General features: G+C 58.9%; 16 protein-coding genes. 12 read left to right on the top strand and 4 right to left on the bottom strand.

Features of this window, described 5'->3' with window-relative positions; translation table 11 throughout:
* Position 1: 1 nt before the first annotated feature.
* Complete coding sequence (locus AB4O08_RS03835; protein WP_042570804.1) at positions 2-916, top strand: DUF808 domain-containing protein; 915 nt, start codon at positions 2-4, stop codon at positions 914-916.
* 50 nt (positions 917-966) lie between these two features.
* Here the strand turns inward: AB4O08_RS03835 and AB4O08_RS03830 are convergent, their stop codons facing one another.
* Both AB4O08_RS03830 and AB4O08_RS03825 read right to left on the bottom strand, forming a co-directional pair.
* Positions 967-1,755: an MlaA family lipoprotein gene (locus AB4O08_RS03830; RefSeq protein WP_010211753.1), complete on the bottom strand. Its 789-nt coding sequence runs from the start codon at positions 1,753-1,755 to the stop codon at positions 967-969.
* On the bottom strand, positions 1,748-3,046 hold the full coding sequence (locus AB4O08_RS03825) for a serine protein kinase PrkA (RefSeq protein WP_010211752.1): 1,299 nt from the start codon (positions 3,044-3,046) through the stop codon (positions 1,748-1,750). Before AB4O08_RS03825 ends, AB4O08_RS03830 begins: the two co-directional genes overlap by 8 nt.
* 235 nt (positions 3,047-3,281) lie before the next feature.
* Here AB4O08_RS03825 and AB4O08_RS03820 point away from each other — a divergent pair, with 235 nt between their 5' ends.
* The gene (locus AB4O08_RS03820; RefSeq protein ID WP_069673346.1) at positions 3,282-3,650 is read left to right on the top strand and encodes a hypothetical protein; all 369 of its coding nucleotides are present in this window, start codon (positions 3,282-3,284) and stop codon (positions 3,648-3,650) included.
* 65 nt (positions 3,651-3,715) lie between these two features.
* Here the strand turns inward: AB4O08_RS03820 and AB4O08_RS03815 are convergent, their stop codons facing one another.
* A complete protein-coding gene (locus AB4O08_RS03815; protein WP_187517363.1) occupies positions 3,716-5,269 on the bottom strand; it encodes a glycoside hydrolase family 17 protein in 1,554 nt (517 codons plus the stop codon).
* A gap of 332 nt (positions 5,270-5,601) precedes the next feature.
* Between AB4O08_RS03815 and AB4O08_RS03810 the strand changes: the two genes are divergently transcribed.
* The 3 genes from AB4O08_RS03810 (at position 5,602) to AB4O08_RS03800 (ending at position 8,674) form a co-directional block, all read left to right on the top strand.
* On the top strand, positions 5,602-6,453 hold the full coding sequence (locus tag AB4O08_RS03810) for a glycine betaine ABC transporter substrate-binding protein (RefSeq protein ID WP_010211747.1): 852 nt from the start codon (positions 5,602-5,604) through the stop codon (positions 6,451-6,453).
* Positions 6,454-6,707: 254 nt separating this feature from the next.
* Positions 6,708-7,019 carry a DUF485 domain-containing protein gene (locus AB4O08_RS03805; RefSeq protein ID WP_010211745.1) on the top strand — a complete coding sequence of 104 codons (312 nt, stop codon included), beginning with the start codon at positions 6,708-6,710 and terminating at the stop codon, positions 7,017-7,019.
* Positions 7,016-8,674: a cation acetate symporter gene (locus AB4O08_RS03800; protein ID WP_010211744.1), complete on the top strand. Its 1,659-nt coding sequence runs from the start codon at positions 7,016-7,018 to the stop codon at positions 8,672-8,674. The genes AB4O08_RS03805 and AB4O08_RS03800 overlap by 4 nt, the downstream gene beginning before the upstream one ends.
* Positions 8,675-8,977: 303 nt before the next feature.
* Here the strand turns inward: AB4O08_RS03800 and gltA are convergent, their stop codons facing one another.
* A complete protein-coding gene (gene gltA, locus AB4O08_RS03795; RefSeq protein ID WP_003204440.1) occupies positions 8,978-10,267 on the bottom strand; it encodes a citrate synthase in 1,290 nt (429 codons plus the stop codon).
* Positions 10,268-10,631: 364 nt separating this feature from the next.
* On the opposite strand from gltA, the gene sdhC reads away from it, so the two are divergent.
* The 7 genes from sdhC (at position 10,632) to lpdA (ending at position 19,762) form a co-directional block, all read left to right on the top strand.
* A complete protein-coding gene (gene sdhC, locus AB4O08_RS03790; RefSeq protein WP_003172804.1) occupies positions 10,632-11,006 on the top strand; it encodes a succinate dehydrogenase, cytochrome b556 subunit in 375 nt (124 codons plus the stop codon).
* On the top strand, positions 11,000-11,368 hold the full coding sequence (sdhD, locus tag AB4O08_RS03785; protein WP_003172805.1) for a succinate dehydrogenase, hydrophobic membrane anchor protein: 369 nt from the start codon (positions 11,000-11,002) through the stop codon (positions 11,366-11,368). The genes sdhC and sdhD overlap by 7 nt, the downstream gene beginning before the upstream one ends.
* A 3-nt stretch (positions 11,369-11,371) precedes the next feature.
* Positions 11,372-13,144, top strand: a complete 1,773-nt coding sequence (gene sdhA, locus AB4O08_RS03780; RefSeq protein ID WP_010211741.1) for a succinate dehydrogenase flavoprotein subunit — start codon at positions 11,372-11,374, stop codon at positions 13,142-13,144.
* Positions 13,145-13,155: 11 nt separating this feature from the next.
* Positions 13,156-13,860: a succinate dehydrogenase iron-sulfur subunit gene (locus AB4O08_RS03775; RefSeq protein ID WP_003172807.1), complete on the top strand. Its 705-nt coding sequence runs from the start codon at positions 13,156-13,158 to the stop codon at positions 13,858-13,860.
* Between the two features lie 262 nt (positions 13,861-14,122).
* On the top strand, positions 14,123-16,954 hold the full coding sequence (locus tag AB4O08_RS03770; RefSeq protein WP_010211737.1) for a 2-oxoglutarate dehydrogenase E1 component: 2,832 nt from the start codon (positions 14,123-14,125) through the stop codon (positions 16,952-16,954).
* 44 nt (positions 16,955-16,998) lie between these two features.
* Positions 16,999-18,225: a 2-oxoglutarate dehydrogenase complex dihydrolipoyllysine-residue succinyltransferase gene (gene odhB / locus AB4O08_RS03765; protein ID WP_010211736.1), complete on the top strand. Its 1,227-nt coding sequence runs from the start codon at positions 16,999-17,001 to the stop codon at positions 18,223-18,225.
* 100 nt (positions 18,226-18,325) lie between these two features.
* Complete coding sequence (lpdA, locus tag AB4O08_RS03760) at positions 18,326-19,762, top strand: dihydrolipoyl dehydrogenase (protein WP_010211733.1); 1,437 nt, start codon at positions 18,326-18,328, stop codon at positions 19,760-19,762.
* The last annotated feature ends 199 nt before the right edge of the window (positions 19,763-19,961 follow it).

Below are 19,961 nucleotides of genomic sequence, written 5' to 3'. Positions count from 1 at the left end.
CATGGCAGGAAGCAGTTTGTTGGTGTTGATCGACGATATCGCCGCAGTACTCGATGACGTTGCCCTGATGACGAAAATGGCGGCGAAAAAGACCGCCGGCGTGCTGGGTGATGACTTGGCGCTCAATGCCCAACAGGTCTCTGGGGTGCGCGCCGAGCGGGAAATTCCCGTGGTGTGGGCGGTGGCCAAGGGCTCCTTCGTCAACAAGTTGATCCTGGTGCCCACCGCCTTGTTGATCAGTGCGTTTGCGCCTTGGGCGGTGACGCCGCTGCTGATGCTTGGCGGGGCCTACCTGTGTTTCGAAGGTTTCGAGAAACTCGCGCACAAGTTCCTACACAGCAAGGTCGAAGACCACGCCGAACATGCGCAATTGGTCAAGGCTGTGGCCGATCCGGCCATCGACCTGGTGGCCTTTGAAAAGGACAAGATCAAAGGCGCCATTCGCACTGATTTCATCCTTTCGGCCGAGATCATCGCCATTACCCTCGGCACCGTGGCCGATGCGCCATTGACGCAGCAGGTGATCGTGCTGTCCGGTATCGCCATCGTCATGACCGTGGGCGTCTACGGGCTGGTGGCCGGTATCGTCAAGCTGGATGACCTGGGCCTGTGGCTCACCCAGAAGCCTGGCCAGGCGGCGCGCAGTATCGGTGGCGCTATCCTGCGCGCGGCGCCTTACATGATGAAGAGCCTGTCGGTGATCGGTACGGCGGCGATGTTCCTGGTGGGTGGCGGGATCCTTACCCACGGCGTGCCGGTGGTGCATCACTGGATCGAGACGGTCAGCCAGAGTGCTGGCGGGATGGCGTGGTTGGTGCCGACGTTGCTCAATGGCGTGGCGGGGATCATCGCCGGCGCGGTGGTGCTGGCGGTGGTCAGCGGGGTGGGCAAGCTCTGGAACACCGCGAAGGCTTGATCGCGCAATAAAAAAAGGCCATTCAATCGAATGGCCTTTTTTGTGGGCGTTTACTCGGCAATCTGCAACTTGCGTGATTCCGTATAGATGTACCGCACCTTCTCATACTCGAACGGCGAGTTCATCTGGCCATACCGAAAGCTGGTCTGGTAACGCTTGTCTACCGCACGCAACGCCCAGATTTCCGGGTGGTTGGAACTGACTTCCGACACGTTGAGGAAGTTGATCTGGGTTTCCGCGCCGTAGTCGACGATCAGGCCGCCGGTGTCGCGCAGGTTCGACGGGCCAAAGATCGGTAGCACCAGGTACGCACCGCCTGGCACACCGTAGAACCCCAGGGTCTGGCCAAAGTCTTCGCTCTGGCGTGGCAGGCCCATGGCGGTAGCCGGGTCCCACAGGCCGGCGATGCCGATGGTGGTGTTGACCAGCAGGCGGCCGGTGGTTTCCAGGGAGCGATGGCCTTTAAGCTGCAGCAGGCTGTTCAACAGGTTGGGCACATCGCCCAGGTTGTTGAAGAAGTTGCTCACGCCGGTGCGCAGGAAGCTGGGCGTCACGTAGGTGTAGCCGTTGACCACCGGCAGGAACACCCATTGGTCGAAGCGGTAGTTGAAGTGGTACACGCGACGGTTCCACGATTCCAGCGGGTCATACACGTTGAGTGCAGTGAGCGACGAACGCTCGAACTCACGCTGATCCAGGCCCGGGTTGAACTTGAGTTTGGTCAGCGGTTCCTTGAACCCATCGGCGTCGACATTGACCGGCTCATGGGCCTTGCTGTTGTCGGCATTGGCCACGCCTGCGCACATCAAGGCGGCAAGCAGCAGAAGATATTTAGCCACGGAAGAACTCCAGCATGGCGTCGGCGTTGACGCGGTAATTTAGGTTGCCGCAATGGCCGCCCAGCGGGTAGACGGTCAAGCGATCGCCGAAGGTTTTACGCAGGAAGCCGAGGTCGCCTGGGCCAAGAATCACGTCGTCGGCGTTGTGCATCACGGCGATCTTCGGGTTGGTGTGCAGGTAGTCCTTGAGGGCGTACAGGCTGACTTGGTCAACCAGTTGCAACAGGCTGCCGCCGTCGGAGCGGGCGCGCCACATCGGAATCACTTGTTCGGTGAGGTAGCAATCGAAGTCGCACTGCAGCGCACGCTTGAGGAACGGCGTCAGGCTGGTGCCTTCGGTGATCGGGTACTTCGGCGGGATGATCAGGCCGCGGCGGTTGATCAGGTCCGAAGTGAAGGCGATGTCGGCCGCCGAGAAGCGGAACGAAGTACCGATCAGCATGGCCATTTGTTCGTTGGTCAGGTGCTGCTTGGATTGCTGGAAGTCGTAGAGCAGGGCATCGTTCAGGTCGATGTAGCCCTTTTGCTGGAAGTAGCGGGTCAGCTTGCTCAGCACCAATTCATAGAAGGTGGTGGTGTTGTTGATGCCTTTCACCTCGGTCTGCACCAGCTTGTCGAGGTTGGTGATCGAGGTGTAGAGGTTGACCGGCGGGTTGAGCAGCAAGACTTTCTTGAAGTTGAAGCTGCGACGGGTCTCGTCGAGCTTGCTAACGAACGCCGCATCCAGCGCGCCGAGGCTGTAGCCGGTGAGGTAGAAGTCGGTCACCGGCAGCGAAGCGTTCTGCGCGCGCACGGCTTGCATCACGCGGTACATGTCTTCGGCGTCTTCCTGGGTGATACCCGGGGTGGCGAAGCGCGAGGCGGCGCTGATGAAGTCGAAGCTGGTGGGCGACGACAGTTGCACCACGTGGTAGCCGGCTTGGTAATACAGCTTTTTAAGGTATTCGTTGATGCTGCTGTCAAACCGCGCACCGGTGCCCGCGATCAGGAAGATCAACGGCGCGGCGCGATCCTGCTTGGCGATGCGGTAAGTGAGTTTCTTCACCGCCCAGAAGTTGTCCGGCAGGCTGAACTCGCGCTCGGGGCGCATGTTCAGGGTGTAGTCGGACTGGTTGATCTCGTCATCGCTCGGCAATTTCGGCCGAAGGTCAGGCGGGGTAGTGGCGATGGTCGCTTCGAACGGATTCGTCAAAGGGAAGCCATAGGTGGCCTGGTCGATATCGACGGCCAGTGCTGACGCACTCAAAAAAAGGCTGCCCAGCAAGGCAGCGCAGCGCAAGGAACGGAGCATGACTTAATCCCTAGGAGGAAACGTACTTAATGAAGTTCGCAGGCTATGACCGCCGTCCACTCGCCGAAGTGCCATCACGCGGCACGAAATGTCGGAAAAAAGGCGGAATCGGGGTAATAGTAGCCAGACGATACACGTTGACACGTATAGGTAAAAATTAATTGTGTGTATGCGCCTTGCCAACGGCCTCTGGCGCATTAAGCTGAGCGCCGTTTTTGCCTATTGGAGTGCCCCAATGTCCCATCGTTTTCCGTTGATACTGCTGCTTATTGCCCTGCCGCTGTGGCTGGCCGCCAGTTATGGCGCACGCTACGGCTTTATGGAAGATGGCCAGTGGGTGGGGATCTGCGCGGATGAGGCCAGCCGCTGGGAATGCCAGCTGCGTTCAAACCTGGGGTTGATGATTCACTTCAAGGTGTTGGGCTGGGCGGCGTTGATCACGTCGCTGCTGGCGTTTTTCGTGCCGGGGCGGGCGGGGTGGGGGTTGGCGGTGCTGGGGATGGTGTTCGGCCTGCCGGCGCTGGCGTTGTACAACACCACGTTTGCGGTGTTTGCGGTGGTGATTGCGGGGTTGCGGTTGGTCAGGAAGCCTCGGGCTGCTTGATAGAACCTCTTCGCAGGCAAGTCGAAGCGGCGGTTCGACGCTTCGACTTGCTCGCGAAAGCGGTCTTAAGCCTTGCGCACCCGCAGGCAACGCCACAAGGCTGCAACCATGAGCAGGCTGACCATGGCCCAGCCCCACGCCTGCTGGTTCAGCAAGCCTTCACGGTACAGTTGTGGCGCAACGCCAGCGCCGATGATAAAGGCCAGCAGCGCAATCTCCCGACGCGGTCCCGTCACCGGTCGCACCAGGTACACCAAGGCTGGCAGCAGCAGCGCCGCGCTTGGGAAGCTGCGATAGCGCGGATCAAACACCAACGTCAGCATCATCACCGCACCCGCGAACCCGGCAATCGCCACCAGCCAGCCTGCGCGCTGCTCCAGCCAGTCGAATGCCCGCTCACGCCAACCTTCCCGTGCGCTCAACGCCAATGCCGCGTGAGCCAGCACCAGCAGGTTCAACACCAGCAGCAACCCCGCCCACACCCATTCATCATTAAAGCGCGCCGTCACGCGGGTCAGCTCGGCCCAGGTGCCGATGGAGCAAGCCGCCACCGCACCCAACAGCGGCAGGGCAATAGCGGCACGCGGGCTGCGTATACGCCCCCCCAGCACCAGAGTGCCCAACAGGATAATCCCGCCGACGCCCAGCCATAGCGGCCAGTACGGCACGTTGGTCACCGCCCCGGCGAGGATGCCCTTGTCCTGGCGATCCGCATCGAACAGGCCCCAGTAACCGCCCACGGCGCCTTCGCTCGCACGTTTCCAGGGTTGGTCAAAGGCTTCAATCAGGTTGTAGTGCCAGCCATTCGCCTCAGCCATGGCTACAAAACCGCGCATGAACTTGGCCTCATTGACCCGGCTCGGTACGGCGGTCTCGCGCTGGCGGCCTTCGCTTGGCCAGCCGGTTTCACCGATCAAGATGTCCTTGGGTGCAAACTTGTTGCCGAAGGTCTGGCGCACATCGCCCACGTGCTTGAGGGCCTGGTCGATGCCCGATGGATCATCTTCCCAGTACGGCAACAGGTGGATAGTGAGGAAATCCACCGCCGGGGCGATTTCCGGGTGTTGCAGCCAGAACTCCCACACATCCGCGTAGGTCACCGGCTGCTTGATCTGGCTTTTGACGGTCTGGATCAGCTTCACCAGCTGTGCGGCGGTGACTTCCTTGCGCAGCAGCGCTTCGTTGCCGACGATCACGGCTGTGACCACATCCGGGTGGGCGTTGGCCGAGGCGATCAGTTCGTCGATTTCCTTTGCGGTCGCTACCGGGTCGCTGCTCACCCAGGCCCCGGCCATCACCTTCAGTCCATGCTTGCGCGCCATGTCCGGCAAGGCTTCCAGGCCGGTCATGGAATAGGTGCGAATGCACTCGAAGCGGGTGGCAAGCAGGGCAAGGTCGGCGTCCATGCGTTCGGGGCGCAGGGCGAACGGCTGGTCGAACGGCGATTGATCTTTATCGAACGGGGTATAGGACGCGCACTGCATCTTGTGCGTGGCGCTGGCGACATCGGGCAGCACGACGGGCCGGCCGAGGCCATACCAATAAGCAAAGAGGGCCAGCAGGCCGAGGATCAAGGCGAAGCAATAGGGCAGGGCAGGGAAGCGGGCGGTCGCAGGCATGGTCGGCTTATCTGGAGGAGCAAAGGCGCGCATCTTACCCGGATTTGCCCCGTCTCAGTGGGGATGCATAATTTTGACATGCAAAGTTCAGGCGGGATTTTGACGCAGGGTCCTACAAAACATCCTACTGGCGATGTGATGTCGTTCCTTGCTTGCAGGATGTCGTTGACAGAGCAGGTCGAACACCCGGGCAGGTTGATGATCGAGGTGTCAGTACTCCGCTGACGGCGCACTACCGTGATCGATGCGCGTGAAGGGGGCGCGGTGCACCACATAACAACAGGTTGACGTCGCTCGGCATTCGCCGGGCGCAGCACTTTCGGGGAAGTACTATGAAGATGCGACGACTCTTGGGCGCAGCTGCCACTCTGGTAGTTGCGATGAGCTCCACACTGGCCAGCGCCGACAGCAAGACCCTGAGCATCGGCTATGTGGATGGCTGGTCCGACAGCGTGGCCACCACCCACGTGGCGGCAGAAGTGATCAAGTCCAAGCTCGGTTATGACGTGAAACTGCAAGCCGTCGCCACCGGGATCATGTGGCAGGGCGTGGCCACCGGTAAGCTCGACGCCATGCTCTCCGCCTGGCTGCCCGTCACCCACGGCGAGTACTGGGCCAAGAACAAGGACAAGGTGGTCGACTACGGCCCCAACTTCAAAGACGCGAAGATCGGCCTGATCGTGCCGGAGTACGTCAAGGCCAAGTCCATCGAAGACCTCAAGACCGACACCACCTTCAAGAACAAAATCGTCGGTATCGACGCCGGTTCGGGCGTGATGCTCAAGACCGACGAAGCCATCAAGCAGTACGGCCTCGATTACAAACTGCAAGCCAGTTCGGGCGCGGCAATGATCGCCGAGTTGACCCGTGCCGAAGACAAACAGGAGTCCATTGCGGTCACCGGTTGGGTGCCACACTGGATGTTCGCCAAGTGGAAACTGCGTTTCCTGGACGATCCAAAAGGAATTTATGGCGCTGCTGAAACCGTCAACAGCATCGGCAGCAAAGGCCTGGAGAAGAAAGCGCCGGAAGTCGCGGCCTTCCTGAAGAAATTCCAGTGGGCCTCCAAGGACGAAATCGGCGAAGTGATGCTGGCGATTCAAGAAGGCGCCAAGCCTGATGCCGCGGCCAAGGACTGGGTTGCCAAGCACCCTGAGCGTGTCGCCGAATGGGTCGGTAAGTAGAACCCCAGTTACAACCCTGTGGGAGGGGGCTTGCCCCCGATGGCGATGGTCCAGTCAGAGTGTTTTTGACTGACGCTCCGCCATCGGGGGCAAGCCCCCTCCCACATTAATTTCACGCCTCGCAAATCTTCCTGTGCTCGCGCAAACCCTCGCTACACTCCCTCTAATACTAAGGTCGTCTGGAACCTGTTCCGCAGCCGCATACAGTGGATACGTTCCAATAATAAAAAAGCTGTGCTGCGAGGATAAAAACAATGAACGACAGCATTTACCTCTCGATTCAAAACAGCCCGCGTTTCAAGGAGCTGGTGAGAAAAAGGGAAAGGTTCGCCTGGATTCTCTCGGCGATCATGCTAGGGCTTTACTCCGCTTTCATCCTGTTGATCGCCTACGGGCCACAATTACTGGGGGCCAAGATCAGCCCCGGTTCGTCGATCACCTGGGGCATTCCCCTGGGCGTCGGGCTGATTGTGTCCGCTTTCGTCCTGACCGGCATCTATGTGCGTCGGGCCAATGGCGAGTTTGACGACCTGAACAATGCGATTCTCAAGGAGGCTGCGCAATGATCCGGCGTCTACTGGCAATATTGGGTGCTTCGATCTTTGCTCCAGCCGTTTGGGCGGCGGACGCATTGACCGGTGAAGTGCACAAGCAACCCCTGAACGTTTCGGCCATCGTGATGTTCGTCGTGTTTGTCGGCGCCACCCTGTGCATCACCTATTGGGCCTCCAAGCGCAACAAGTCGGCAGCCGACTACTACGCGGCCGGCGGCAAGATCACCGGTTTCCAGAACGGCCTGGCGATTGCCGGTGACTACATGTCGGCGGCGTCCTTCCTGGGGATTTCCGCGCTGGTCTACACCTCCGGTTATGACGGCCTGATCTATTCGATCGGCTTCCTGGTGGGCTGGCCGATCATTCTGTTCCTGATCGCCGAGCGCCTGCGTAACCTGGGCAAGTACACCTTTGCCGACGTGGCGTCCTATCGCTTGGGCCAGACCCAGATCCGCAGCCTGTCGGCTTGTGGTTCGCTGGTGGTGGTGGCGTTCTACCTGATCGCGCAGATGGTTGGTGCGGGCAAGCTGATTCAACTGCTGTTCGGCCTGGACTACCATGTAGCGGTGATCCTGGTGGGTATCCTGATGGTGCTCTATGTGCTGTTCGGCGGCATGCTGGCGACCACTTGGGTACAAATCATCAAGGCCGTGCTGTTGCTGTCGGGGGCCTCGTTCATGGCGCTGATGGTGATGAAGCATGTCAACTTCGACTTCAATGCCCTGTTCTCCGAGGCGATCAAGGTTCACCCTAAAGGTGAGGCGATCATGAGCCCCGGCGGCTTGGTGAAAGACCCGATTTCAGCGTTCTCCCTCGGGCTTGCGTTGATGTTCGGTACGGCTGGCCTGCCACACATCCTGATGCGCTTCTTCACCGTCAGCGACGCTAAAGAAGCGCGCAAGAGCGTGTTCTACGCCACAGGTTTCATCGGTTACTTCTACATCCTGACCTTCATCATCGGCTTTGGCGCGATCCTGCTGGTCAGCACCAATCCGGCGTTCAAGGATGCAGCAGGCGCCTTGATGGGCGGCAACAACATGGCGGCAGTGCACCTGGCCAACGCGGTGGGTGGCAGTATCTTCCTGGGCTTCATCTCGGCCGTGGCCTTCGCCACCATCCTCGCGGTGGTTGCCGGTCTGACCCTGGCCGGTGCTTCGGCGGTGTCCCATGACCTGTACGCCAGCGTGATCAAGAAAGGCAAGGCCAACGACAAGGACGAGATTCGCGTCTCGAAGATCACCACGATTGCCTTGGGCGTCTTGGCTATCGGCCTGGGTATCCTGTTCGAAAGCCAGAACATTGCGTTCATGGTCGGCCTGGCGTTCTCCATTGCTGCCAGTTGTAACTTCCCGGTGTTGCTGCTTTCCATGTACTGGAAAAACCTCACCACCCGTGGTGCGATGATTGGTGGTTGGCTGGGGCTGGTCAGTGCCGTTGGCCTGATGGTGCTGGGCCCGACCATCTGGGTGTCGATCCTGCACCATGAAAAAGCCATCTTCCCTTATGAGTACCCGGCGCTGTTCTCGATGATCATTGCGTTCGTCGGCATCTGGTTCTTCTCCATCACCGACAAGTCGTCGGCGGCAGAGAAAGAACGTGCGCTGTACTTCCCGCAGTTTGTGCGTTCGCAGACTGGCCTGGGGTCGAGTGGGGCTGTTAGCCACTAACCGCTGTAACCGCTACAAAAAAATGCCCCGGTCGTGAGATCGGGGCATTTTTTTGCTTTTATTGGTAACGGATTCCACAAAACTGTTTCTCAAATCCTGTATCAATAAAAGTGCCTTCACCTTGGCTGGGTCAACCACGATCCATTCTAGTGGCCGGCTTGCCGACGATAGCCCTCCTTGAACCTGGAGCTATGCTTGTGGGCCTCATCGCTGGCAAGCCAACGCCTGCGGAGGTCGGTGCTGGCAGAAACAAATAAGGCCTCCAGAGGAGGCCTTATTCAGTGCAACTAAGCGGTTGAATGCTTACTTGCGATCTTCCAACTGGGTGATGTCACGCGACTCGTAGCCGGTGTACAGCTGGCGTGGGCGGCCAATCTTGTACGGGCTGGAGAGCATTTCTTTCCAGTGGGAGATCCAGCCCACGGTCCGCGCCAGGGCGAAGATCACGGTGAACATGCTGGTTGGAATGCCGATCGCCTTGAGGATGATCCCCGAGTAGAAGTCGACGTTCGGGTACAGCGAGCGTTCGATGAAGTACGGGTCGGTCAGGGCGATCTCTTCCAGGCGCATGGCCAGTTCGAGTTGCGGATCGTTCTTGATGCCCAGTTCCTTCAACACTTCGTCGCAGGTCTGCTTCATCACGGTGGCGCGCGGGTCGCGGTTCTTGTAGACCCGGTGACCGAAGCCCATCAACTTGAACGGATCGTTCTTGTCCTTGGCCTTGGCGATGAACTTGTCGATGTTCGAGACATCGCCGATTTCATCGAGCATGGTCAATACGGCTTCGTTCGCACCGCCGTGGGCAGGGCCCCACAGTGCGGCGATACCGGCGGCGATACAGGCGAACGGGTTGGCACCCGAAGAGCCTGCCAGGCGGACGGTAGAGGTGGAGGCGTTCTGTTCGTGGTCGGCATGGAGGATGAAGATCCGGTCCATGGCCTTGGCCAGCACCGGGCTGATCGGTTTGATCTCGCACGGCGTGTTGAACATCATGTGCAGGAAGTTTTCCGCGTACGTCAGGTCGTTGCGCGGGTACATCATGGGTTGGCCCATGGAGTACTTGTAAACCATTGCGGCCAGGGTCGGCATCTTGGCAACCAGGCGGATCGCGGAGATTTCGCGATGCTGCGGGTTATTGATGTCGAGGGAGTCGTGATAGAAGGCCGACAGGGCGCCGACCACGCCGCACATGACGGCCATCGGGTGGGCGTCGCGACGGAAGCCGTTGAAGAAAGTCTTCAACTGCTCGTGAACCATGGTGTGGTTCTTCACGGTGCTGACAAACTGGGCTTTCTGCTCGGCTGTTGGCAATTCGCCATTTAGCAGCAGGTAGCAGGTTTCCAGATAGTCCGATTTCTCGGCCAGTTGCTCGATCGGGTAGCCGCGATGCAGCAAAATGCCATTATCACCATCGATGTAGGTGATCTTCGACTCGCAAGAGGCGGTCGACATGAAGCCTGGGTCGAATGTGAAACGGCCCGTGGCCGTCAGGCCCCGTACGTCGATAACATCGGGACCAACGGTGCCGGTTAAAATGGGCAGCTCGACGGGGGCTGCGCCCTCGATGATCAACTGCGCTTTTTTGTCAGCCATGTGGCCTCCTATTTATGCTTCAAATCATCAGACAGACCCCCCACGCAGGGCCCGCACCACTATATTGATATAAATCCAGATGTCAATTTGCCTAAAGTCTTGCAGCAGAAGGCTTTAACCGTACTTTTTCCTCGAAATTGACTGCCGTTTACGCCTTTTATTCCCCCAGCGCAATCCGCTATTAGGGTGAGGAGTGCGCGTTGTCATTAGTAACCTAACTGTCTATACTCGGCCACCGACCGCCAAGGGCTTTTGGGCTTGCTTTCATTGGGGGTCGCACTCCCTGGGTGGTGCTTACCTGACCAGTGCACTCCCCAACAACTTTGCCCTGATTGTTAGGGGCTCTTCAGTGTGAAAAAAAGCCGTGAATAGCCAACGACCTGTAAACCTAGACCTAAGGACCATCAAACTCCCCATCACCGGCGTTACGTCGTTCCTGCACCGTGTTTCCGGCATCATCCTGTTCCTGGGCTTGGGCATCATGCTTTATGCATTGAGCAAATCCCTGGGTTCCGAGGAAGGATACGCCGAGGTGAAGGCATGCTTGACCAGCCCGCTGGCCAAGTTCGTAGCATGGGGCCTCCTGTCCGCTCTGCTGTATCACCTGGTAGCCGGTGTGCGCCACTTGATCATGGATATGGGCATCGGTGAGACGCTGGAAGGCGGCCGCCTGGGCTCGAAAATCATCATCGCCATTTCCGTGGTGCTGATCGTTCTGGCAGGAGTTTGGATATGGTAACCAGCGTTACGAATCTGTCGCGTTCGGGCCTCTATGACTGGATGGCACAGCGTGTGTCTGCGGTCGTTCTCGCGGCTTATTTCATTTTCCTGATCGGATACCTCGTTGCAAATCCGGGTATCGGCTATGAGCAATGGCATGGCCTGTTCTCCCACAATGCAATGCGAATCTTCAGTCTGCTGGCCCTTGTTGCCCTGGGCGCACACGCCTGGGTCGGCATGTGGACCATCGCGACCGACTACCTGACGCCGATGGCGCTGGGCAAGTCCGCGACCGCAGTACGTTTCCTCTTCCAGGCAGTCTGCGGCGTCGCGATGTTCGCTTACTTCGTCTGGGGTGTGCAGATTCTTTGGGGTATCTGATTCATGGCTAACATTCCAACTATTTCATTCGACGCCATCATCATTGGTGGCGGCGGTGCTGGCATGCGCGCTGCGCTGCAGCTGGCCCAGGGCGGTCACAAGACTGCCGTGATCACCAAGGTGTTCCCGACCCGTTCCCACACCGTATCGGCCCAGGGTGGCATCACCTGCGCCATCGCCTCCGCCGACCCGAACGATGACTGGCGCTGGCACATGTACGATACCGTCAAGGGTTCCGACTACATCGGTGACCAGGACGCTATCGAATATATGTGTCAGGAAGGCCCGGCCGCGGTGTTCGAGCTGGACCACATGGGTCTGCCGTTCTCCCGCACCGAGCAAGGCCGTATCTACCAGCGTCCATTCGGCGGTCAGTCGAAGGATTACGGTAAAGGCGGGCAGGCTGCCCGTACTTGCGCCGCTTCCGACCGTACCGGTCACGCGCTGCTGCACACCCTTTATCAGGGCAACCTGAAAGCCGGTACCACGTTCCTGAACGAGTACTACGCGGTCGATCTGGTGAAGAACGCGCAAGGCGAGTTCGTCGGTGTGATCGCCATCTGCATCGAAACCGGTGAAACCACCTACATCCGCGCCAAGGCTACCGTGCTGGCGACTGGCGGTGCAGGCCGTATCTACGCGTCGACCACCAATGCCCTGATCAACACCGGTGACGGCGTCGGCATGGCACTGCGTGCCGGCGTACCGGTACAAGACATCGAAATGTGGCAGTTCCACCCGACCGGCATCGCCGGCGCTGGTGTACTGGTGACCGAAGGTTGCCGTGGTGAAGGTGGCTACCTGATCAACAAGCACGGCGAGCGTTTCATGGAGCGTTACGCTCCGAACGCGAAAGACCTTGCTGGTCGTGACGTTGTTGCCCGTTCGATGGTTAAAGAGATCATCGCCGGTAATGGCTGTGGCCCGAATGGCGACCACGTGCTGCTGAAGCTCGATCACCTGGGCGAAGAAGTGCTGCACAGCCGTCTGCCAGGTATCTGCGAGCTGTCCAAGACTTTTGCTCACGTTGACCCGGTGGTTGCTCCGGTTCCGGTTGTTCCAACCTGCCACTATATGATGGGCGGCGTGCCGACCAACATCCACGGCCAGGCGATCACCCAGAACGCCGAAGGCGAGGACGAGATCATCCACGGTCTGTTCGCTGTAGGCGAAGTGGCTTGCGTATCGGTGCACGGTGCCAACCGTCTGGGCGGCAACTCGCTGCTCGACCTGGTGGTATTCGGCCGCGCTGCCGGCCTGCACCTGGAAAAGGCGCTGACCGACGGCATCGAATACGATGACGCGACCGATGCCAACATCGAGGCTGCACTGGCTCGCCTGAACGCTCTGAACGAGCGCACCGATGGCGAAGACGTGGCTACCCTGCGTCGCGAGCTGCAAAGCTGCATGCAGAACTACTTCGGTGTATTCCGTACCGGCGAATACATGCAGAAGGGTATTGCCCAGCTGGCCGATCTGCGCAAGCGCATCGCCAACGTCAAGATCAACGATAAGAGCCAGGCGTTCAACACTGCTCGTATCGAAGCCCTTGAGCTGCAAAACCTGCTGGAAGTGGCCGAAGCGACCGCAATCGCTGCCGAGGTTCGCAAGGAGTCCCGTGGTGCTCACGCCCGTGAAGACTTTGAAGATCGCGACGACGAAAACTGGTTGTGCCACACCCTGTACTTCCCGGGTGACAAGCGCGTGACCAAGCGTGCCGTGAATTTCTCGCCGAAGACGGTTCCGACGTTTGAACCGAAGATTCGGACTTACTAAGGGTGGCTGCCATGTTGAAAGTCAGTGTTTACCGCTACAACCCTGATCAGGACGCTGCGCCGTTCATGCAGGAATTCCAGGTCGATACCGGTGGTAAAGACTTGATGGTGCTGGATGTACTGGCACTGATCAAAGAGCAGGACGAAGGTTTCTCCTATCGTCGCTCTTGCCGTGAAGGTGTGTGCGGTTCCGACGGCATGAACATCAACGGCAAAAACGGCCTGGCGTGCATCACGCCGCTGTCCGCCGTGGTCAAAGGCAACAAGCTGATCGTTCGTCCACTGCCAGGTTTGCCGGTTATCCGTGACCTGGTCGTCGATATGAGCATCTTCTACAAGCAATACGAGAAAGTTAAGCCGTTCCTGCAGAACGACACGCCGGCTCCGGCCATCGAGCGTCTGCAGTCCCCGGAAGAGCGCGAGAAGCTCGACGGTCTGTACGAGTGCATCCTGTGCGCTTGCTGCTCGACTTCGTGCCCGTCCTTCTGGTGGAACCCGGACAAGTTCCTGGGTCCAGCTGCCCTGCTGCAAGCGTACCGCTTCCTGGCAGACAGCCGTGATACCAAGACGTCCGAGCGTCTGGCTTCGCTGGATGACCCGTTCAGCGTATTCCGCTGCCGCGGGATCATGAACTGCGTCAACGTATGTCCCAAAGGCCTGAACCCGACTAAGGCCATTGGTCACATCCGTAACATGCTGCTGCAGAGCGGCGTGTAACCGACGTTGTAGTAAAGGCAGGACCGTTGTGCCCGTAAATGCTACGGCGCAGGCTTCAACCGGCGCCGTAGTTTTAACTTGAGCAGCGACTTACAAAGCCGCGGCTCTTATTTTGAAGAAATGAGACAAGCAGGGGCATTCGGGTTGGTACCCGAACTATCAGCGTGATCCTAAGTGGCTTGTTTTGGTCGCTGCACTTGGCCTTTTGCAAGCAAACTCGGTGTTTTCGCCGGTGGTGTCCCCAAATCGAGGGTGACCAAGCATGCAAGAAAGCGTGATGCAGCGCATGTGGAACAGCGGCTATCTTTCAGGTGGTAACGCTGCCTATGTGGAAGAGCTTTATGAGCTCTACCTGCACGACCCTAACGCTGTGCCAGAAGAATGGCGCACCAAATTTCAGACGTTGTCTTCAGACGGCAACGCTGCCACCGATGTATCGCACGCAACAATTCGCGATCAGTTCGTGCTGCTGGCAAAGAACCAGCGCCGCGCCCAACCGGTTTCCGCCGGCAGCGTGAGCAGTGAGCATGAGAAGAAGCAAGTTGAAGTATTGCGACTGATCCAGGCCTACCGGATGCGTGGCCACCAGGCGGCCCAGCTTGACCCGCTGGGGCTCTGGAAGCGTCCTGCACCTGCTGACCTGTCGATCAATCATTACGGCTTGACCAATGCCGATCTTGATACGACCTTCCGTGCCGGCGACCTGTTCATCGGCAAAGAGGAAGCGAGCCTACGCGAAATTCACGAAGCGTTGCAGCAGACATATTGCCGCACCATTGGCGCTGAGTTCACGCACATCACCGATTCCGAGCAACGCCACTGGTTCCAGCATCGCCTGGAAGGTGTGCGTGGTCGTCCGGTGCTGTCTGCCGACGTACGCAGCCACCTGCTCGAGCGCGTCACCGCTGCCGAAGGCCTGGAAAAATACCTGGGCACCAAATACCCGGGCACCAAGCGTTTCGGTCTGGAAGGCGGCGAAAGCCTGATCCCGATGCTCGACGAGCTGATCCAGCGTTCCGGTTCCTACGGCACCAAGGAAATCGTGATCGGCATGGCTCACCGTGGTCGCCTGAACGTGTTGGTCAACACCTTCGGCAAGAACCCGCGTGAGCTGTTCGACGAGTTCGAAGGCAAGAAGAAAGTCGAGTTGGGTTCCGGTGACGTTAAATACCACCAGGGCTTCTCGTCCAACGTGATGACCACCGGCGGTGAAGTTCACCTGGCCATGGCCTTCAACCCATCCCACCTGGAAATCGTTTCTCCAGTGGTCGAGGGTTCGGTCCGTGCCCGCCAGGATCGTCGTAACGACACCACCGGTGAAAAGGTCCTGCCGATTTCCATCCACGGTGACGCGGCATTCGCCGGTCAAGGCGTGGTCCTGGAAACTTTCCAGATGTCGCAGACCCGCGGCTTCAAGACCGGCGGTACCGTTCACATCGTCATCAACAACCAGGTTGGCTTCACCATCAGCAACCCGCTGGACGCGCGCTCTACCGAGTACGCCACCGACGTTGCCAAGATGATCCAGGCGCCGATTCTCCATGTGAATGGTGATGATCCGGAAGCCGTGCTGTTCGTGACCCAGCTTGCTATCGACTATCGCATGCAGTTCAAGCGTGACGTAGTGATCGATCTGGTTTGCTACCGCCGTCGCGGTCACAACGAAGCCGACGAACCAAGCGGCACCCAGCCGTTGATGTACCAGCAGATCACCAAGCAGCGCACCACCCGTGAGCTGTACGCCGAAAGCCTGACCAAGGCCGGTGTGGTTGACGATGCACGTGTTCAGGCCAAAGTCGATGAATACCGCAACGCGCTGGACAACGGTCTGCATGTAGTAAAAAGCCTGGTTAAAGAGCCGAACAAAGAGCTTTTCGTTGACTGGCGTCCATACCTGGGCCACGCCTGGACTGCGCGTCACGATACGTCGTTCGATCTGAAGACCTTGCAGGAATTGTCCGCCAAACTGCTGGAAATTCCTGAAGGTTTCGTGGTCCAGCGCCAAGTGGCGAAGATCTACGAAGACCGCCAGAAGATGCAAGCCGGCGGCCTGCCGATCAACTGGGGTTACGCCGAAACCATGGCGTACGCGACCCTGGCGTTCGAAGGTCACCCGATCCGCATGACCGGCCAGGACATCGGCCGTGGTACGTTCTCGCACCGTCACGCGGTATTGCACAACCAGAAAGACGCGGGCACCTATATCCCGTTGCAGAACCTGTACGAAGGCCAGCCACGTTTCGACTTGTACGACTCGTTCCTGTCCGAAGAAGCGGTTCTGGCGTTCGAATACGGTTACTCGACCACCACGCCAAACGCGCTGGTGATCTGGGAAGCCCAGTTCGGCGACTTCGCCAACGGTGCCCAAGTGGTTATCGACCAGTTCATCACCAGCGGCGAGCACAAGTGGGGTCGCCTGTGCGGTCTGACCATGCTGCTGCCACACGGTTATGAAGGTCAGGGTCCTGAGCACTCCTCGGCCCGTCTGGAGCGTTACCTGCAGCTGTGCGCCGAGCACAACATCCAGGTGTGCGTGCCGACTACGCCGGCCCAGATCTACCACTTGCTGCGTCGCCAGGTGATCCGCCCACTGCGCAAGCCGCTGGTAGTGCTGACGCCGAAGTCGCTGCTGCGTCATAAATTGGCCATCTCGACCCTGGAAGATCTGGCGGATGGTTCGTTCCAGACCGTGATCCCGGAAATCGACGCGCTGGACGCGGCAAAAGTGACGCGCCTGGTCCTGTGCAGCGGCAAGGTCTACTACGACCTGCTGGAAAAACGCCGTGCCGAAGGCCGCGAAGACATCGCCATCGTGCGTATCGAGCAGCTTTACCCGTTCCCGGAAGACGACCTGATGGAGGCCATCGCGCCTTACACCAACCTCACTAATGTGGTGTGGTGCCAGGAAGAACCGATGAACCAGGGCGCGTGGTACAGCAGCCAGCATCACCTGCGTCGCAGCATCGGCAACCACAACAAGGCCCTGGGCCTTGAATATGCCGGCCGTGATGCTTCCGCTGCACCTGCGTGTGGTTATGCGTCGATGCACGCCGAGCAGCAGGAAAAACTGCTGCAAGATGCTTTCACTGTTTAACGCCTTCGCGCTGACTGAAACCGAATTTTAAGGACCCACAGATAATGGCTATCGAAATCAAAGCCCCGTCATTCCCGGAATCGGTTGCCGATGGCACCGTTGCCACCTGGCACAAGAAACCAGGCGACGCTGTAAAGCGTGACGACCTGATCGTCGACATCGAGACCGACAAAGTCGTGCTGGAAGTGTTGGCCGAAGCTGACGGCGTGCTGGGCGCAATCGTTGCCGAAGAAGGCGCTACCGTGCTGTCGAACCAGGTACTGGGCTCGATCGAAGAGGGCAGCGCTGCTGCTGCCGCTCCTGCCGCTGCCGCTGCACCAGCTGCTGCTTCGGCTCCAGCCGCTGCTCCGGCTGCTGGTGGTGAAGATCCAATCGCTGCACCGGCTGCCCGTCAGCTGGCTGAAGAGAATGGCATCAACCTGGCTTCCATCAAGGGCACCGGCAAAGACGGCCGTGTGACCAAGGAAGACGTGGTTGCCGCTGTTGAAGCCAAGAAAAACGCTCCAGCTGCCGCACCTGCCAAGGCTGCTGCCCCGGCTGCCGCTGCTCCAGTGTTCGCCGCTGGCGACCGCACCGAGAAGCGTGTACCGATGACCCGCGTACGTGCCACCGTGGCCAAGCGTCTGGTTGAAGCACAGTCGAACATGGCGATGCTGACCACCTTCAACGAAGTCGACATGACCGAAGTCATGGCCCTGCGTTCGAAGTACAAGGATCTGTTCGAGAAGTCCCACAACGGCGTGCGCCTGGGCTTCATGTCCTTCTTCGTGAAAGCCGCCACCGAAGCGCTGAAACGCTTCCCGGCAGTGAACGCTTCCATCGACGGCAACGACATCGTTTACCATGGCTACGCAGACATCGGCGTTGCCGTGTCCAGCGACCGTGGCCTGGTGGTTCCAGTACTGCGTAACGCCGAGCTGATGAGCCTGGCCGAAATCGAAGGCGGCATCGCCACCTTCGGCAAGAAAGCCCGTGACGGCAAGCTGACCATCGACGAGATGACCGGCGGTACCTTCACCATCACCAACGGTGGTACCTTCGGTTCGATGATGTCGACCCCGATCGTCAACCCACCGCAAGCCGCGATCCTGGGCATGCACAACATCATCCAGCGTCCGATGGCCATCAACGGCCAAGTCGTGATCCGCCCAATGATGTACCTGGCGCTGTCGTACGATCACCGCCTGATCGATGGTAAAGAAGCCGTGACTTTCCTGGTGACCATCAAGAACCTGCTGGAAGACCCGGCTCGTCTGTTGCTGGATATCTGATTGAAGCAGCTGCAAGTTGCGAGCTACAAGCTGTAAGAAAAAAGCAGCTTGGCTTGCCGCTTGCGGCTAAAAGCTTGTCGCAAATAGAGGATCTATTTTCATGACACAGAAATTTGACGTCGTAGTGATTGGTGCAGGTCCTGGCGGCTACGTTGCCGCCATCAAGGCCGCACAATTGGGCCTCTCGACTGCTTGCATCGAAAAATACACCGACAAGGAAGGCAAACTGGCATTGGGCGGTACTTGCCTGAACGTTGGTTGCATTCCTTCCAAGGCGCTGCTGGACAGCTCCTGGAAATTCCACGAAGCCCAAGACGGCTTCGCGATCCACGGCATCCACCATGCCGGCGTGACTATGGACGTACCTGCAATGGTCGGCCGTAAAGCCAACATCGTCAAAGGCCTGACTTCCGGCGTTGCCACCTTGTTCAAGGCCAACGGTGTGACTTCCCTGCAAGGCCACGGCAAGCTGCTGGCCGGCAAGAAAGTTGAAATCACCAAGCCAGACGGTTCGACCGAGATCATCGAAGCCGAAAACGTGATCCTGGCTCCAGGCTCCCGTCCAATCGACATTCCGCCTGCTCCAGTTGACCAGAACGTGATCGTTGATTCGACCGGTGCCCTGGAATTCCAAGCCGTGCCTAAGCGCCTGGGCGTGATCGGCGCTGGCGTGATCGGCCTGGAACTGGGTTCGGTGTGGTCCCGCCTGGGTTCCGAAGTCACCGTGCTGGAAGCCCTGGACACGTTCCTGCTGGCTGCCGACACCGCTGTATCGAAAGAAGCCCTGAAAACCCTGACCAAACAAGGTCTGGACATCAAGCTGGGCGCTCGTGTGACCGGTTCGAAAGTCAACGGTGAAGAAGTTGTCGTCAACTACACCGACAAGGATGGCGAAAAGACCATCACTTTCGACAAGCTGATCGTAGCCGTTGGTCGCCGTCCAGTGACCACCGACCTGCTGGCAGCCGACAGCGGCGTGACCCTCGACGAGCGCGGTTACGTGCACGTTGACGATCACTGCGCGACCACCGTGCCGGGCGTCTACGCCATCGGCGACGTGGTGCGTGGCATGATGCTGGCGCACAAGGCTTCCGAAGAAGGCATCATGGTTGTCGAGCGCATCAAGGGCCACAAAACCCAGATGAACTACGACCTGATCCCATCGGTTATCTACACCCACCCGGAAATTGCATGGGTCGGCAAGAACGAACAGCAGTTGAAAGCTGAAGGCGTTGAAGTTAACGTCGGCACCTTCCCGTTTGCCGCTTCTGGCCGTGCCATGGCAGCCAACGACACCGGTGGTTTTGTCAAAGTCATTGCTGATGCCAAGACTGACCGCGTATTGGGCGTCCACGTGATTGGCCCAGGCGCAGCAGAACTGGTTCAGCAGGGCGCGATCGGTATGGAATTCGGCACCAGTGCCGAGGACATCGGCATGATGGTCTTCTCCCATCCGACGTTGTCCGAAGCGCTGCACGAAGCCGCGTTGGCAGTGAATGGCGGCGCCATCCACATCGCCAACAAGAAGAAGCGCTAAGCGAGATAATAAGAAACCACGGCGGAGTTGCCCGTCGTGAGCCTTGCGCGCAAGACTCACCGCGGAATATCCGCTGGACGCAGTCTTGCGCAGCTTTACGGGCCTTGAGCCCCGCAAGTTGCGCAAGCAGCAGTCACAGGTGGCGCGGCACTCATAATGAGCGCAGCGCCGAATGCGCAGTACCTAACGAAGACGGTAA

Source organism: Pseudomonas sp. H3_E07 (genome assembly GCF_054668895.1).
The sequence above is the reverse complement of the archived record's forward strand: the minus strand, read 5'-3'. Positions and strand labels throughout refer to the sequence as shown.